At 56.9% G+C, this 15,873-nt stretch carries 16 protein-coding genes and 1 pseudogene; 4 read left to right on the forward strand and 13 right to left on the reverse strand.

Annotation, left to right across the window (positions count from 1 at the left end; genetic code table 11):
- The first annotated feature begins 41 nt into the window (after window positions 1–41).
- Window positions 42–554, forward strand: a complete 513-nt coding sequence (gene zur / locus A6013_RS20805) for a zinc uptake transcriptional repressor Zur (protein WP_025757832.1) — start codon at window positions 42–44, stop codon at window positions 552–554.
- Between the two features lie 48 nt (window positions 555–602).
- Here zur and A6013_RS20810 read toward each other — a convergent pair whose 3' ends face one another.
- The 5 genes and pseudogenes from A6013_RS20810 to A6013_RS20825 form a co-directional block, all read right to left on the reverse strand.
- Window positions 603–812 (reverse strand): CsbD family protein, encoded by a 210-nt coding sequence (locus tag A6013_RS20810; RefSeq protein WP_003860314.1) that lies wholly within the window; start codon window positions 810–812, stop codon window positions 603–605.
- Window positions 813–861: 49 nt separating this feature from the next.
- Window positions 862–936, reverse strand: a pseudogene (locus A6013_RS27835) (hypothetical protein); the annotation flags it as partial.
- A complete protein-coding gene (gene dinF / locus A6013_RS20815) occupies window positions 933–2,270 on the reverse strand; it encodes an MATE family efflux transporter DinF (RefSeq protein WP_069733684.1) in 1,338 nt (445 codons plus the stop codon). The pseudogene A6013_RS27835 and the gene dinF, both read right to left, overlap by 4 nt.
- Window positions 2,271–2,333: 63 nt before the next feature.
- Entirely contained in the window at window positions 2,334–2,942 is a 609-nt protein-coding gene (gene lexA, locus A6013_RS20820; RefSeq protein ID WP_028015162.1) for a transcriptional repressor LexA, read from the reverse strand.
- 108 nt (window positions 2,943–3,050) lie between these two features.
- Window positions 3,051–3,419, reverse strand: a complete 369-nt coding sequence (locus A6013_RS20825) for a diacylglycerol kinase (protein WP_049137653.1) — start codon at window positions 3,417–3,419, stop codon at window positions 3,051–3,053.
- A gap of 154 nt (window positions 3,420–3,573) precedes the next feature.
- Between A6013_RS20825 and plsB the strand changes: the two genes are divergently transcribed.
- Entirely contained in the window at window positions 3,574–5,994 is a 2,421-nt protein-coding gene (gene plsB / locus A6013_RS20830) for a glycerol-3-phosphate 1-O-acyltransferase PlsB (RefSeq protein WP_028015161.1), read from the forward strand.
- Window positions 5,995–6,100: 106 nt separating this feature from the next.
- Here plsB and gntU read toward each other — a convergent pair whose 3' ends face one another.
- The 5 genes from gntU to A6013_RS20855 form a co-directional block, all read right to left on the reverse strand.
- Entirely contained in the window at window positions 6,101–7,441 is a 1,341-nt protein-coding gene (gene gntU, locus A6013_RS20835) for a gluconate transporter (RefSeq protein ID WP_014833577.1), read from the reverse strand.
- Window positions 7,442–7,444: 3 nt separating this feature from the next.
- Window positions 7,445–7,972, reverse strand: a complete 528-nt coding sequence (gntK, locus tag A6013_RS20840) for a gluconokinase (protein ID WP_045260947.1) — start codon at window positions 7,970–7,972, stop codon at window positions 7,445–7,447.
- Between the two features lie 126 nt (window positions 7,973–8,098).
- Window positions 8,099–9,094, reverse strand: coding sequence for a gluconate operon transcriptional repressor GntR (gene gntR / locus A6013_RS20845; RefSeq protein ID WP_014882133.1), 996 nt, complete (start codon window positions 9,092–9,094; stop codon window positions 8,099–8,101).
- A 91-nt stretch (window positions 9,095–9,185) separates the two neighbouring features.
- Entirely contained in the window at window positions 9,186–9,881 is a 696-nt protein-coding gene (locus tag A6013_RS20850; RefSeq protein WP_003861565.1) for a pirin family protein, read from the reverse strand.
- A gap of 123 nt (window positions 9,882–10,004) precedes the next feature.
- Complete coding sequence (locus A6013_RS20855; protein WP_069733685.1) at window positions 10,005–11,042, reverse strand: oxidoreductase; 1,038 nt, start codon at window positions 11,040–11,042, stop codon at window positions 10,005–10,007.
- A 256-nt stretch (window positions 11,043–11,298) separates the two neighbouring features.
- On the opposite strand from A6013_RS20855, the gene yhhY reads away from it, so the two are divergent.
- On the forward strand, window positions 11,299–11,787 hold the full coding sequence (gene yhhY / locus A6013_RS20860; RefSeq protein WP_028015158.1) for an N-acetyltransferase: 489 nt from the start codon (window positions 11,299–11,301) through the stop codon (window positions 11,785–11,787).
- A 48-nt stretch (window positions 11,788–11,835) separates the two neighbouring features.
- Here yhhY and ggt read toward each other — a convergent pair whose 3' ends face one another.
- Window positions 11,836–13,581 carry a gamma-glutamyltransferase gene (gene ggt, locus A6013_RS20865; RefSeq protein WP_074171895.1) on the reverse strand — a complete coding sequence of 582 codons (1,746 nt, stop codon included), beginning with the start codon at window positions 13,579–13,581 and terminating at the stop codon, window positions 11,836–11,838.
- 123 nt (window positions 13,582–13,704) lie between these two features.
- Here ggt and A6013_RS20870 point away from each other — a divergent pair, with 123 nt between their 5' ends.
- On the forward strand, window positions 13,705–14,076 hold the full coding sequence (locus A6013_RS20870) for a DUF2756 family protein (RefSeq protein ID WP_045260950.1): 372 nt from the start codon (window positions 13,705–13,707) through the stop codon (window positions 14,074–14,076).
- Here the strand turns inward: A6013_RS20870 and ugpQ are convergent.
- On the reverse strand, window positions 14,066–14,806 hold the full coding sequence (gene ugpQ, locus A6013_RS20875; RefSeq protein ID WP_069733686.1) for a glycerophosphodiester phosphodiesterase: 741 nt from the start codon (window positions 14,804–14,806) through the stop codon (window positions 14,066–14,068). The two genes, A6013_RS20870 and ugpQ, sit on opposite strands and share 11 nt — an antisense overlap.
- Window positions 14,803–15,873 carry a sn-glycerol-3-phosphate import ATP-binding protein UgpC gene (locus tag A6013_RS20880; protein ID WP_047362620.1) on the reverse strand — a complete coding sequence of 357 codons (1,071 nt, stop codon included), beginning with the start codon at window positions 15,871–15,873 and terminating at the stop codon, window positions 14,803–14,805. The genes ugpQ and A6013_RS20880 overlap by 4 nt, the downstream gene beginning before the upstream one ends.

Genomic DNA, 15,873 nt, shown 5'->3' on the forward strand with positions numbered 1-15,873 from the left:
TAAAGTGAGGGTTTTATCTCCCAGAACATCCGAGGTGCTAAATGGATAAGTCCACAAAAGAGCTGTTAGCGCAGGCCGAAAAGCTATGCGCGCAACGCAATGTGCGCCTGACCCCGCAGCGCCTTGAAGTCTTGCGCCTGATGAGCCTGCAACAGGGAGCGATTAGCGCCTACGATCTGCTCGACCTGCTCCGCGAAAGCGAGCCGCAGGCTAAACCGCCCACGGTGTATCGCGCGCTGGATTTCCTGCTGGAACAAGGATTTGTGCATAAAGTCGAATCCACAAACAGCTATGTCCTGTGCCATCTTTTCGATCAGCCAACGCATACATCGGCCATGTTTATCTGCGATCGTTGCGGCGTAGTGAAAGAAGAGGGAGCGGAAGGCGTAGAGGACATTATGCACACGCTGGCGGCAAAAATGGGTTTTGCCCTGCGTCATAACGTGATTGAAGCGCACGGGCTGTGTTCAGCCTGTGTAGAGGTGGAAGCCTGTCGACATCAGGATGCGTGTCAGCACGACCACTCTATTCTGGTGAAGAAAAAGCCGCGTTAGCAGCAAAAGAAAGGCGGCTCTTAAGCCGCCTCTGTGGGTTATTCAGCGTTACCAGCGGTAATCGTTACGGGTTTCCCAGTCTTTGACTTCATTTTCCGCCTGGTCTTTCTCGTAGCCGTAACGTTCCTGAATTTTACCGACAAGCTGATCGCGCTTGCCTTCAATGACGGTCATATCGTCATCAGTCAGCTTACCCCACTGTTCTTTCGCTTTACCTTTGAACTGCTTCCAGTTGCCGCCGATTTCGTCTTTATTCATCATCGTGTCCTCTTAGTTAAGCGTCGGGTCGTAACGTCCGTTACGTTCTTTTCTGCTGGACGTGATAATAATTGTAGTTGAGGATTCGGCAGTTGATTTCATATTCGGAATCTTTAACCGTCAGGATATATCGTGACGGGAAGGAAGCCAGGTATTATTTTGCCAGTGGTGATGCCAGATAAAGGCAAGCGAGAGGCCGCGCAGGGAGAGAAAGACCGCAAGCGCCAGCCACAAACCGTGATTACCCAGCCACGGAAGCGTCAGCAGCGTCAAACCAAACCCCGCCGCCGCAACCGCCATACTGTTGCGCATTTCCGCTCCGCGCGTCGCACCGATAAACATGCCGTCCAGCAGATAACACCACACCCCCACCACCGGCAAGATCACCTGCCAGACGATGTAGTGGTCCGCCAGTTCGCGTAAAGCCGGGATCGAAGTGAGTAATGCAATAATGTCACGGCCAAAACAGGCATAAATCAGTGCAAACGCCAGCGCGACCAGTCCCGCTTGTCGACAGGCTGCCCGCCAGACATCCCTAAGCTGGCCACTTTCCCGCGCGCCGTACGCCTGCCCGGAATGCGCCTCAACAGCGTAGGCGAAGCCGTCCAGCGCGTAGGCGGTAAACGTCAGCAATGTCATCAGGACCGCATTCACCGCGACGATCTCAGGCCCAAGACGGGCACCAAAAACCGTCAATGCGCCAAAACAGAGTTGTAGCAGAAGCGAGCGCAGCATGATGTCACGGTTGAGCGCCAGCAGTTTACGGATATTGCCGCGCCATGCGGTTTTCAGCATTACGAGGGATATCCCGCGCAGGGCCATCACGCGCCAGACCATCCACAGCCCAATGAGTAAGGTTCCGTATTCGGCAATCGCCGTCGCCAGTGCCGCCCCGCGCACGTCCATATGCAGGCCCATCACCAGCCAGAGATCGAGCACAATGTTGAGAAGGTTTCCCACGACCAGCAAAATCACTGGCGCACGGGCGTATTGCACACCCAGTAACCAACCCAGCAGAACCAGGTTTGCCAGCGAAGCGGGCGCGCTGAGCCAGCGGATTTCAAGGAAGCGACGCGCCTGCTCCAGTACCGCCTCGCTGCCGCCAACAACATGGAGCGCAAGGTCTATCAGGGGCGTGCGCAGTAAAACAATGAGCGTCCCCGCGCCAAGCGCCAGAATCAGCGGCTGCACCAGCGCACGCGCCAGACGTAACGGATCTTTCGCACCATACGCCTGTGCCGTGAGCCCGGTAGTACTCATACGCAAAAAGAGCAGCAGCATAAACAGGAAGCTGGTTGCCGTCGCGCCAATCGCCACGCCGCCAAGATAAACAGGGGAATCGAGATGACCAATAACGGCCGTATCGACCAGACCCAGCAAGGGCACGGTGATATTGGAGAAAATCATCGGCAGGGCAAGACGCCACAATGCCTTATCAGATGCCGTCAGCAGTGACATGAGAGATACCGGGAAGGGTAAATGAAGCAGGCTACAGCGGAAGCGTAGCCTGTCAGGAAGAGATTACAGCCATTCGCCGTTACGAATCACGCCAACAGCCAGACCTTCAATAGAGAAGCTCTGTTCGCGGAGGTCGACCACAATCGGGGTGAACTCATTGTTTTCGGGCAACAGCTGAACAGTGTTACCCTGTTTTTTCAGGCGCTTAACGGTCACTTCGTCATCGATGCGCGCAACCACCACCTGGCCGTTTCGCACATCCTGCGTTTTGTGAACGGCCAGAAGGTCGCCATCAAGAATGCCGATGTCTTTCATCGACATCCCGCTAACGCGCAGCAGAAAATCAGCGCTCGGCTTGAACATACCAGGATCGACCTGGTAGTGACCTTCAATATGCTGTTGTGCCAGCAGAGGTTCACCTGCAGCAACGCGGCCTATCAGCGGAATGCCCGTCTCTTCTTCCACCAGCAGGCGGATACCACGCGACGCGCCTGACACAATCTCAATCACACCCTTACGCGCCAGCGCTTTCAGGTGTTCCTCGGCAGCATTCGGAGAACGGAAACCCAGACGCTGCGCGATTTCCGCACGCGTGGGTGGCATACCCGTCTGGCCGATATGATCCCGAATGAGATCAAACACCTCTTGCTGCCTGGTCGTTAATGCTTTCATTCCGCCCCCTGGGTGTATATACAGTTATGCTGTGAGTATATACAGTCAAAGGCGATTTTGGAACCAAAAACTGCACAAAAAACCAGGGACTTAATTATTCCTCGAGCATCATCGGAAATGTGACCAAAGCAGCGTGACCCAGGTAATGGCTGCGGTGATAATCGCCAGCAGGACAGCGGCGGAGCCCATATCTTTCGCACGGCCAGAGAGCTCGTGAAATTCAGAACCGATTCGATCGACCACGGCCTCAATAGCGCTATTGAGAATTTCCACTATCATCACCAGAAGTACGGAACCGATGAGAAGCACGCGGGTAATGGCATCTACATCAAGGAAACAGGCGATGATAACCGCGACGATAGCGGCGACACCTTCCTGGCGAAAAGCAGCTTCATTGACCCACGCGGCACGGAAACCTTTCCATGAATAGCCGGCGGCTTTGATGATACGCGTCAACCCAGTGGTATTATTGGCCATTAAAAGAACCTTTTTTAAAAAAGAGCGTCAGTAACAGAAGCTGCAGCGCGTTTCGCTGCCGCCTGAAGTATGACGGGTAACAACAGAAATTTTGCGCGCTTTCTGTTATCCTTGCGCCGCAATTGCATTATTAACCAGAGGCTTTACATCGTTTATGTCCGGCTGGCCAAGAATTTACTACAAATTACTTAATTTACCATTAAGCATACTGGTAAAAAGCAAGTCTATCCCAGCAGAACCCGCGCTGGAACTGGGGCTCGATACGTCGCGCCCTATTATGTACGTTTTGCCTTATAACTCTAAGGCAGACCTGCTAACGCTCCGTGCCCAGTGTCTGGCGCATGATTTACCCGATCCGCTTGAACCACTGGAAGTTGACGGCACTTTGCTGCCGCGCTACGTGTTCATTCACGGCGGGCCGCGCGTGTTTACCTATTACACACCGAAAGAAGAGTCCATCAAGCTGTTCCACGACTATCTCGACCTGCACCGCAGCAATCCTGACCTGGATGTGCAGATGGTGCCGGTATCGGTGATGTTTGGTCGCCGTCCGGGCCGCGAAAAAGGCGAAGAGAACCCGCCGCTGCGCATGCTTAACGGCATCCAGAAATTCTTCGCGGTCTCCTGGCTGGGACGCGACAGCTTTGTGCGCTTCTCCCCTTCCGTCTCCCTTCGCCGAATGGCGGACGAGCACGGCACTGACAAGATCATCGCGCAAAAACTGGCGCGCGTGGCACGTATGCACTTCGCCCGTCAGCGCCTGGCGGCCGTAGGGCCACGTCTTCCGGCGCGTCAGGACCTGTTCAACAAGCTGCTGGCCTCCAAAGCGATCGCCCGCGCCGTTGAAGACGAAGCGCGCAGCAAGAAAATTTCCCATGAGAAAGCCCAGCAGAACGCCATTGCGCTGATGGAAGAGATCGCAGCGAACTTCTCCTACGAGATGATTCGCCTGTCCGATCGTATTCTCGGCTTTACCTGGAACCGCCTGTATCAGGGCATCAACGTGCATAACGCTGAGCGTGTTCGTCAGCTGGCGCACGATGGTCATGAGATTGTCTATGTCCCCTGCCACCGCAGCCACATGGACTACCTGCTTCTCTCCTACGTGCTCTATCACCAGGGACTGGTACCGCCGCACATTGCCGCCGGTATTAACCTGAACTTCTGGCCAGCAGGCCCGATTTTCCGCCGCCTGGGTGCGTTCTTTATTCGTCGTACCTTCAAGGGCAACAAGCTCTACTCCACCGTGTTCCGCGAGTATCTTGGCGAGCTGTTCAGCCGCGGCTACTCCGTAGAGTACTTCGTGGAGGGCGGGCGCTCCCGTACCGGTCGTCTGCTCGATCCGAAGACCGGCACGCTGTCGATGACCATTCAGGCGATGCTGCGCGGCGGTACGCGTCCAATCACGCTCGTGCCAATTTACATTGGCTATGAGCACGTGATGGAAGTGGGCACGTACGCCAAAGAGCTGCGCGGCGCGACCAAAGAGAAAGAGAGCCTGCCGCAGATGCTGCGCGGCCTGAGCAAGTTACGCAACCTGGGTCAGGGCTACGTAAACTTTGGCGAGCCGATGCCGCTGATGACGTATCTGAACCATCATGTTCCGGATTGGCGCGAGTCTATCGATCCTATCGAAGCGGTGCGTCCGGCCTGGCTGACGCCAACGGTGAACGGTATCGCGTCCGAACTGATGGTGCGCATTAACAACGCCGGTGCGGCCAATGCGATGAACCTGTGCTGTACGGCGCTGCTGGCTTCACGTCAGCGTTCCCTGACCCGTGAACAGCTCACGGAGCAGCTGGACTGCTATCTGGACATGATGCGCAACGTGCCATACTCGGTTGATTCGACAGCTCCTTCTGCTACCGCCAGCGAGCTTATCGATCACGCGCTGCAGATGAACAAGTTCGAAGTCGAGAAAGATACGATCGGCGATATCATCATTCTGCCGCGCGAGCAGGCCGTACTGATGACGTACTACCGCAACAACATCGCTCATATGCTGATGCTGCCATCGCTCATGGCGGCCATTATCACCCAGCATCGCCGTATTTCACGTCAGGAGCTGTTGCGCCACGTTGAGACGCTCTACCCGATGCTTAAAGCGGAGCTATTCCTGCGCTGGAGCAAGGAAGAGCTGGCCGTTGAGCTGGATAAACTGACGGAAGAGCTGCGCCGTCAGGGGCTGATCACCGTTGCGAACGACGAGCTGCACATCAATCCGTCACGCTCCCGTACCCTGCAACTGCTGGCGGCCGGTGCGCGCGAAACGCTGCAGCGCTACGCCATTACGTTCTGGCTGCTGAGCGCGAACCCGTCGATCAACCGCGGCACGCTGGAGAAAGAGAGCCGGACGCTGGCGCAGCGCCTGTCCGTTCTGCACGGCATTAACGCCCCGGAATTCTTCGACAAGGCGGTATTCAGCTCGCTGGTGCTGACGCTGCGTGACGAAGGCTTTATCAGCGATACGGGCGATGCCGAGCCGGAAGAGACGCTGAAGGTTTACCAGATGCTGGCTGAACTGATTACGTCGGATGTGCGCTTGACGATTGAGAGCGCGACGCAGGGCGAGTAACACAATGCCGGGTTATGGCCCGGCCTGATGCCCTGGATAATAAAAAAGGCCCGGTAAGCGCTAACGCTACCGGGCCTTAGTTTTGAGCCTTGTTAAATCATTGCATTTAGCTGAGCAGCGTAAAGGCAATCATCCCGACAATGGCCCCGGTGGTGCCGAGGATGGTTTCCATCAGCGTCCAGGTTTTCAGCGTTTGCGCTTCGGTGGCGCCAGTAAACTTGCCGAACAGCCAGAAGCCAGCGTCGTTAACGTGAGAGACCACAATTGACCCGCCCGCGATGCAGATAGACAGCGCAGCCATCTGCGCGCCGGAGTAGTTGAGCTGTTCAATTACCGGCATCACCAGACCCACGGCGGTTAAGCACGCCACGGTGGCGGAACCCTGAATGATGCGCACCGCCGCAGCCAGCACGAAGCAGGTTACCGCAATCGGCAGGCCCATTCCGGTCAGTGCTTCACCCAGAGCCGGGCCCACGCCGGAATCCACCAGCACCTGTTTGAACACGCCGCCGGCACCGATCACCAGCAGGATAATACCCGCAGGCTGCAGCGCCGCACCACAGATCTCCATCACGCGGTCTTTTGGCATTCCCTGGCGCATCGCCAGGCCGTAAATCGCCACCAGACACGCCACCAGAATCGCCGTGAACGGGTGACCGATGAACTCAAACCATTCGTACGCGGTAGAACCGACCGGCACAAAGCGCGCAGCGATGGTTTTCAGGCCCACCAGCACCAGCGGGAGCAGGATCAAAGAAAGGCTAAAGCCGAATGACGGCATTTTGCCTTCGCCCAGGTGCGGCTCGGTGATGTCGTCCGGGATGTGCAGCTCAACGTAACGGCTGATGAAATTGCCCCACAGCGGACCGGCGATAATCATCCCCGGGATGGCCGCACACAGGCCAATCAGGATCATCCAGCCAAAGTCCGCGTGCATCTGGGAGGCCAGCAGCATCGGCGCCGGCCCTGGCAGCAGAAACGCCGCAGCCGCCGCCACGCCCGCAAACAGCGGAATGACCAGCTTCACGAGGTTAGTGCCGGTATGGCGCGCCATGGAGAAGGCGACGCTGATGAGCAGCACCACCGCCACTTCGAAGAACAGCGGCAGTGCGCAAATCAGACCGGCCAGGCCAATCGCGTAGTGCGCGCGGCTGTGCCCGAAGGATTTGAGCATTTTGACGGCAATCTGGTCGACCGCGCCCGTCTCATGCAGAATCTTGCCAAACATCGCGCCCAGCGCGACCACAATCGCCAGGAAGCCCAGCGTGCCTCCCATCCCTTTTTCCATCGTCGCGGCGATCTTGTCGAGCGGCATACCGGAAAAGAGACCTGCACCAATAGAAACCACCATCAAAGCAACGAAGGCGTGCATACGCGCCTTCATCACTAAAAACAGCAGCAGCAATACCGAACCCACTGCTGTCAAAACTAGCGTTAATGTACTCAAAACTTACTGCCTTTTGTTAATGACCTCGATGGTGCTGGCTACAACACCTTCCAGCGGCTGATCGATATCAACCACTAAGACGTCTTTTTCATCTTCACCCGGCTCCTGAAGCGCTTCGAACTGCGTCACCAGCATCTGGGTTTTAAAGAAGTGGCCTTTACGCGCTTTCAGACGGCTTTCAATCACCCCGAAATCGCCTTTCAGGTAGATGAACGAGAGGTTCGGATTGCCGTCGCGCAGCAGGTCGCGGTAGGTTTTTTTCAGCGCGGAGCAGACGATCAGGGAAACTTTGTTGGTGCGCTGCATCGCGAACGCGGCGTCATTCAGCGCCTGCAACCACGGTTTGCGGTCGTCGTCGTTCAGCGGCTCGCCGGAAGCCATTTTCATGATGTTGCTGCGCGGATGGAGGAAGTCACCATCAAGAAACGCAGCCTGAAGTTGATGCGCCACTTCGCTCGCCACGGCAGATTTACCGCTACCGGACACGCCCATCAGGACGTAAACGTGGTGATCGTGATTAGTCGTGCTCAAAGGGTGTCCCTCAGTCAATTGTTACGGGTAACAGTTATCGGTAACATTGTCCTGCCGGGGCAAAAGAGAAGCAATATCCAAACGTGCGCGAAGTGAATAAGTGTGAGCTACTTCAAATTTGTCAGTTCAAATAGATCCACCCGGTGACAAGGTGAAACCTAAATCTAACATTTTAGGGGTAACCGTCTCTCCACGAATGCGCGCCAGCAGGCGTTCTGCACCAATGCGGCCCATGCGTTCACGCGGTGTCAGAACGCTCGCCAGACGCGGCTCCATCACCTGACCAATATCGTGGCCGTGGAAGCCGGCAATCGCCATATCCTCAGGGATCTTCAACCCCAGACGCTGGCATTCGAACGCTGCACCGACCGCAAGGTCATCGTTGGTACAGAAAATACCGTCCAGTTGCGGATACTCGCGTCGCGCCTGACGCATCAGCTCAATACCCGAGGTGTAAGATGAGGACTGCTCCACCATCACGCTGTACGGGGTTAAATTTGCGTCGAGCATCGCCTGCTCGTATCCCTTCTGTTTGATGATAGTACGTTCATCAAGACGCGCACCCAGATAGGCAATATGACGATGACCGCGGGCGATGATCGCCGCTGTCATCTGACGAGCCGCTTCAAAGTTATCGAACCCAACGGCGATGTCGAGGCATGGCGACTGGCTGTCCATGAGTTCCACCACCGGAATACCGGCGACTTCAATCATTTTGAGCGTGCGGGCAGTGTGGGTACGTTCGGTTAAAATCAGGCCGTCAATGTTCCAGGAAAGCATTGATTCAAGACGTTCCTCTTCCAGTTCCGGCTTGTACCCATAGTGAGCGAGCATGGTCTGGTAGCCAAACGCATCGGTGACGCTTTCAATGCCGCGCAGAACTTCAGCGAAAACCTGGTTGGTCAGGGAAGGAAGCAGAACGCCCACCGCACGGCTGGTCGCATTGGAGAGAATATCGGGTGCGCGGTTGGGAATATAACCCAGTTCATCAAGGGCGGCGGCAATCTTGCCACGCAACGCCACGGAAACCTGTTCCGGGTTACGTAAAAAACGGCTGACCGTCATTTTGGTCACACCGACGCGATCGGCGACATCCTGAAGTACGGGGCGTTTCTTTTTCATCGTCCTGAGAAATCTTGAAGTGAGAGATTTGCTCAGTTTATCACGGACAAAGCTCAACCTTCCCCGTTTAAAGGGAAGGTTGAGAAATTATTTAGACCGGAGGCAGGTCAAACAGCAGGATTTCGCTTTCGCTGTCGGCGTGCACGGAGAGCGCCTGCTCATCCCAGACGGCCAGACCATCGGCGGTGGTGGCTTTGGTGCCGTTGATAGACACTTCCCCTTTCACAACCTGGATCCACACGCGGCGGTTGGCGGCAATCTGGTGCACGGACTGCTCGTCTTTCGCCAGCGCCCAGCGGTACAGCTCCATATCCTGATGCACTTTCAGGGAACCTTCACGCGCGTCCGGGGACAGCACCAGCTGTTTGCCCTGTTTCGCGTCGAAGCGGCGCTGCTCGTAGCGTGGCGTGATGCCGGTCTCTTCTGGAATGATCCAGATTTGATACAGGTGCAGTTTTTCCGTTTTGCTCGGGTTGTACTCAGAGTGACGCACCCCGGTACCCGCGCTCATAATCTGGAACTCGCCCGCCGGCACCTGCTCTTTGTTGCCCATGCTGTCCTGGTGCTCAACCGCCCCTTCCAGCACATAGGTCAGGATTTCCATGTCTTTGTGCGGGTGGGTACCGAAGCCCTGGCCTGCATCAATCACGTCGTCGTTAATCACGCGCAGCGCGGAGAAACCCATGAAGTTCGGGTCGTAGTAGTCGGCAAACGAGAATGAATGCCATGAGTCCAGCCAGCCATGATTTGCGTGACCGCGTTCGTTTGCTTTGCGTAAGTAGATCATTGTTTTCACCCTCAGTTCGTTTCGATGGAGTAAGTGTGGACTCAAACGGTCGGGGATCATAGAGGGTGAAAATTGACTCCTCTGTTCAAAAATTATGAACAAACCCAGAGGAGCCGTTTTTGCTTATTTCGCGAGGGTTACCGTGGCAGGAGAAGCCTGTTCGAAGGCCCGTTCAAGGATTTCAAGGTTGGTCAGAACGTCAGATTCCTTGACGTAATTCGGCGCGCCGCTGGTAAGGGTTTCATACAGCGCATCGTAGACGCGGCCATAGTCGCCGGTTTCCGGTTTCAGCTCTTCTTTGACCGTTACGCCCTCATCGTTCACGTACTCCAGCACGCCTACGGAATCGTCCGCCGCAAAGCCCGGTTCGCCCGGCATGATGTTGGCCTTCAGGCTGGTCTCCTGCTGGTCAATGCCGTACTTAATGAACGAACCTTTGGTACCGTGAACGATAAATTTCGGGTAGTCGATTTTCACCAGATGACTGGTTTTGACGATGGCTTTCAGGTCGCCGTAGAACAGCTGGGCCTCGAAGGTGTCGTCCGGGTTGGCTTTATTGCGCAGGCTGCGGATGTCGTAAGCCACGTGGTCCGGGCGGCCAAACAGGGAGATGATCTGGTCCATGGTGTGTACGCCCAGACCATAGAACGAGCCGTCCTGCGGCAGGCCGGGCTGGGTTTCCGCCACCGGGCGGTAGTAATCGAAGTGGCTTTCGATTTCCATAATGTCGCCAAGCTTGCCGCTCTCAATCGCCTTTTTCGCCGTCAGGAAACAGCTGTCAAAGCGACGGTTCTGATACGGGGTAACGGTTAGCCCTTTGCTTTTCGCCAGCGTAAACAGCGCTTTCGCTTCGGCAATGGTCGGGGTGAACGGCTTTTCCACCAGCACGTTCTTGCCCGCTTCGAGCGCGCGTTTCGCATAGTCAAAATGGCTGTCGGCGTGGGTGCAGACAACCACCAGCTTTACCTGCGGGTCATTCAATACTTCATCGAGATCGCTGGTGAAGTGAATGTGGGAGTACTGCGGGGATTGCTCTTCCGGCTTCGCGCGGCGGCGGTAGATATGGGCCACATGCCAGGTGTCTTTACGGTGGAGGACATACGGAAGGTGGTAACGCGTGGTGCTTTTGCCAAATCCAATAAATGCGCAATGTAGTGTCATGGCTCAGTCCTTTTAGAAGGTTACTGAGTTTAACCATAACAAAAAAAAAGCCAGCGAGAAGCTGGCTAAAGTAATACTGGAAGCAATGTGAGCAATGTCGTGCTTTCAGGTTCCCGTAGGGGTCCTCCTGAATGCAAAGCAATAATAATCATTCTCATTCGCACTTGTCCAATACTTTTTGCAAAAAATAGCGGTTGACTCAAATTTTAAAGTCATTGATGTTGGAGGGGACTTTTAACCGACTGAGGAACAAGGAATGAGTGAGATAGTGATACGCCACGCTGAACCGAGAGATTACGATGCCATTCGTCAGATCCACGCCCAGCCGGAGGTGTACCACAACACGCTACAAGTTCCTCATCCCTCAGAGCAGATGTGGCATGACCGGCTAACCGATCAGCCCGGCATTAAACAGCTGGTGGCTTGTATCGACGGGACCGTCGCCGGGCACCTGTGCATTGCCGTCGCACAACGCCCGCGTCGCAGCCACGTTGCCGATTTCGGTATTTGTGTGGGTGCGCAATGGCAAAATCGGGGCGTTGCCAGCGCGCTGATGCGAACCATGATTGATATGTGCGACAACTGGCTGCGCGTCGATCGCATTGAGTTAACGGTATTTGTTGATAACGAACCGGCAATCGCGGTGTACAAAAAGCACGGGTTCGAAATTGAAGGCACCGGCAAGCGCTACGCCCTGCGCAACGGCGAATATGTGGACGCGTACTTCATGGCGAGAATGAAGTGACACACTCCCCTCTCCCCTATGGGGAGAGGGTTAGAGTGAGGGGAATAATCAATACCCCGCCGTCAAATCATCCACCGAACGCGGATCCGACGCGCCAAACAGCGCGCCGTCTGGCCCCACCATAATGCTCTGGGTGCTGCCCATCGCCTCTTTCACCGCAACCTTCTGTCCGCGCTGCTCCAGAAGCTTGATGGTGTCCGGGCTAAAGCCCTTCTCCACGCGCAGTTCATCCGGCAGCCACTGATGATGGAAACGCGGCGCATTGGTCGCCTCGGCGACGTTCATGCCAAAGTCGATGCTGTTCACCACCATTTGTAGCACGGTAGTTATGATGCGGCTCCCGCCAGGGCTGCCGGTCACCAGCCAGGTTTTCCCGTCTTTCACCACGATGGTTGGCGACATGGACGACAGCGGACGCTTCTTCGGCCCCACCGCATTCGCATCGCCGCCGACCAGCCCGTAGACGTTTGGCACGCCCGGCTTGGCGGAGAAGTCATCCATCTCGTTGTTCAGCAGAATACCGCTGTTGCCCGCCACAATCCCGGTACCAAAGGTGGTGTTGAGCGTATAGGTTACCGCCACCGCGTTACCGTCTTTATCCACCACCGAGAAGTGCGTCGTCTGGTTGCTTTCATACGGCGCCAGCTTGCCGGGGCGGATCTCGCTCGACGGCTTAGCCTTGTTGATGTCGATCTGATCGGCAATGGATTTGGCATACGCCTTGTTGGTCAGCGCCTGCCACGGCACCTTCACGAAGTCCGGATCGCCGAGGTATTCCGAGCGGTCGGCATAGGCGCGTTTTTCCGCCTCCGCCATCACCTGCATGGCATCTGCGCTGCCGAAGCCGAACTTGTGCATATCAAAGTTTTCAAGAATATTGAGGATCTGCACGATGTGAATGCCCCCGGAGGACGGCGGCGGCATGGAGAAGACCTCGTAGCCGCGATAGGTGCCGCTAATCGGCTCGCGCTCCACCGCCCTGTATTCCGCCAGGTCCGCTTTGGTGATAAGCCCGCCGTTCTTCTGCATCTCTTCCGCAATCTGGTCGGCAATCGCCCCTTTGTAGAACGCGTCCGGGCCGTGCTCCGCAATCAGCTCCAGGCTTTTGGCGAGGTTCTTCTGCACCAGCTTATCGCCCTTCTTCAGCGGCTCACCGTCCTTCCAGAAGATCGCCTTGCTGTTTTCGTGATTGGGAATGACTTCACTGCCGTAGGTCTTGAGGTCGTCCGCCAGGGCGTCATTGACCACAAATCCCTCCCGCGCCAGCCTGATGGCAGGCTGCACCACCTTGTTCAGCGGCATCGTGCCGTATTTTTCCAGCGCCAGCGAGAAGCCCGCAACGGTGCCCGGCGTGCCGGAGGCGAGGTGCGAGGTCAGAGATTTTTTACTGTCCGGGTTGCCCTGGTCGTCGAGGAACATATCGCGGGACGCCTGAGAAGGCGCCATTTCGCGGAAGTCGATGGCCGTGGTTTTGCCGTCTTTGGTGCGCAGCATCATAAAACCGCCGCCGCCCAGATTCCCCGCCTGCGGATGCGTTACCGCCAGCGCATAGCCGACCGCGACCGCCGCATCCACCGCGTTACCGCCCTGCTTAAGAATATCGACGCCCACTTGGGTCGCCAGCGCGTCAACCGAGGCCACCATGCCGTGCGTGGCCCGCACGGGGTGAAAAACATCCTCCTCCACGCCGTAAGAGACGGGAGGAGCGGCGGGCGGGTTGGCCGCCACGGTAAATGTGCCGCCTGCCATCAGCGCGGCGATGGCGACCCAGCGCAAGAAGGTTGGTTTCATCATTATTGTTCTCCAGGTGAAGGGATCCATATTCCCCGCTTAAGCCTGGTTCACAACTCCTAAAAAATCATCGTCATGGTGAAATCAGGGTAAACTTAAGAGAGGCCTCAAGAGGAGGAAATGACAATGAAACGCTTGATGATTATTGCGGCGCTGATCCCGTTTGCCGCGCTCGCACAGCCACTCAACACCATGAATAACCCGAACCAGCAGGGTTACGTTATCCCGAGCCAGCAGCGCATGCAGACCGAGATGATGAGCCAGCAACAGCAGCAGAAAGGGATGCTCAATCAGCAGCTGAGAACGCAGACCCAGATGCAGCAGCAGAGCCTGCAAAACCAGATGAACGCCAACACCCAGCGCGTGCAGCAGGGACAGGTGCGCGAGCAGCCGCTGCCAAATAAAAACGGCGGGATGTTAGGGGGCGGGATGTCGCAAAGCAGCGGTCAGCAGCATATGCTGCCGACCCAGCAGAACGGCAGTATGCTCAATAAATAAATTTCGGGCCGATCTGGTCAATCGCATCGGTACAGATACTGTCCACGCCCCAGCGCAGCAGCTCGGCTGCGCGCTGGGGTTTGTTAACGGTGTAGACCAGAATATGCAGACCCGCGTCTTTCAGCATTTTCACCCGCGCCTCATCCAGCAGCTTGTGGTTCAGATGGATAGAGACGCAGCCTAAGCGGCCCGTCAGTTCACGCCAGTCCTCACGCCACTCGTCCAGCAGCAGCCCGCGCGGCAGCTCAGGTACAGCTGCCTGTGCGGCCTCCAGCGCGTCGATGTCAAACGACGACAGCAGCGGCGCGGTCATGCCTTCCCACAGCTCGCGCGCGGCAAGGGCAATCACTTTGCCCGTCAGCGGCCCGGTGCCGGTGGTCGGTTTGATTTCGATGTTCGCCATCATGCCGTGCTGGCGACAGCGATCGGCCACTTCCGCCAGCAGGGGCAGAGGTTCGCCTTTGAACTCGCCGCTGTACCAGCTTCCGGCGTCCACCTTCAGCAGATCGCGCCACGGCAGTTCACCCGCCACGCCCCAGCCGTTGCTGGTGCGTTCAAGATTGTCGTCATGCAGCAGGAAAATTTCGCCGTCCTTCGACAGCTTGGCGTCGAACTCGATCATCGTGTGGCCGTAGCGCGCGCCGACATCGATCGCCGCCAGGGTGTTTTCCGGGGCCAGCTTACCGCCGCCACGGTGGGCGACGACGTGGGGATAAGGCCAGTTGCTCATACTCGTTGTCCTGTTTCACCGTCAAAAAGGTGCAGATGGTTTTCCGGCAGGTGGAGCCACAGCGTGCTGCCCGCTTTCGGGCGCTCCTGATGCGCCAGGCGCACCACCATTTTTTGCTCGCCCCAGCGCCCATGCGCCAGGTTATCTGCACCCAACATCTCCAGCGTGTCCATCACCAGCGGCACGCCGCCGTCCGCCTGTGAGGTTAAACCAATATGCTCGGGGCGGATACCGAGCGTCATCTTACGCCCGGCGTAGCCACGATAGTACCAGTTGATCGGCAGCGCCATCCCGCTTTCCAGTTCAAAGTGGGTGCCCGCGCTGCTGATGCGCCCTTCCAGCAGGTTCATCGCCGGGCTGCCGATAAAGCTCGCCACAAAGCGGGTGGCAGGTTTTTCGTACACTTCCACCGGGGTGCCAATCTGCTCGGCAACGCCTTTGTTCATCACCATTACGCGCTGGGCGAGAGTCATGGCTTCGACCTGATCGTGGGTCACGTACAGAGACGTTGTTTTCAGACGACGGTGCAGCTGCTGCAGCTCAAGGCGCATCTGTACGCGCAGCTTGGCGTCGAGGTTAGACAGCGGCTCGTCGAACAGAAATACCGCCGGGTCACGCACGATGGCGCGCCCCATTGCCACGCGCTGGCGCTGGCCGCCGGAGAGCTCGCGCGGACGGCGCTTCAGCAGGCCGTCCAGCTCAAGAATGCGGGCGGCTTCTTTCACGCGCTCGTCGATATGGCCTTTGCCCATGCCGCGGATTTTCAGCCCCCAGGCCATGTTCTCTTCCACGCTCATGTGCGGATAGAGTGCGTAGTTCTGGAACACCATCGCGATGCCCCTGTCTTTCGGCTCCATCTCGGTGACGCGCTGGCGGTCAATCCAGATGTCCCCCGAGGTCACGCGCTCCAGCCCCGCCACCATGCGCAGCAGCGTGGATTTGCCACAGCCGGACGGGCCGACCATCACGATAAACTCCCCGTCCGCTACGTCGAGCGTGAGCGGCTGGATCACCTGGGTTTTGCCGTCCCAGCTTTTGGTTACTGCCTGAAGTTTTAAACCTGCCAT

Source organism: Enterobacter sp. IF2SW-B1 (assembly GCF_001743375.1).
Lineage (GTDB): Bacteria > Pseudomonadota > Gammaproteobacteria > Enterobacterales > Enterobacteriaceae > Enterobacter > Enterobacter bugandensis.